The following is a 528-nucleotide window of genomic DNA, read 5'->3' as shown; positions in this document are numbered from 1 at the left end:
CCTTAGAAAACATGCAGCGTTTAGGAAACAAAACGCCAGTTGTGGTTGTGTCGGGGGACATTCAACCCAAAGCCAAAGAGCGCGTTTTCGCGTTAGGTGCCAAAGCATTTATTCAAAAGCCCATCGCAAAGGATGAGCTAAAAAACGCCCTCAAAGAGCTGATTGAGCCAGAGCCTCGACCGCTTATCATCACACCAAGCGTGATTGAGCTGCCAATTCTCCGCCGACGCGATATTTACATGGAAGTGGCGAACGTTTCTATCGGCCGAGCTGCCGACGCGTTAGCTCGCCATTTTGACGTATGTGTTCAACTGCCTTTACCAAACGTGAATATCTTTGAAGTGAGCGAGCTTCACATGGCGCTGCGTGACTTGGCATCGCACGATAACGTCTCAGGCGTTTGTCAGGGTTTTTGTGGCGAAGGCATTGCTGGGGAAGCATTGGTCATTTTGAGTGACTCTAGCGTATCGGATCTGAAAAAGCTGATGAGAGTGCCAGCCGACAGTGAAGAGCTTGAAGAACTCGAGT

The 528-nt window shown here is 49.8% G+C and carries 1 pseudogene; it reads left to right on the top strand.

The features are described 5' to 3' along the window. Positions 1-528, top strand: a pseudogene (locus R7040_RS29720) (response regulator); the annotation flags it as partial.

It is taken from the genome of Vibrio sp. 1069, assembly GCF_033340555.1.
The sequence above is the reverse complement of the archived record's forward strand: the minus strand, read 5'-3'. Positions and strand labels throughout refer to the sequence as shown.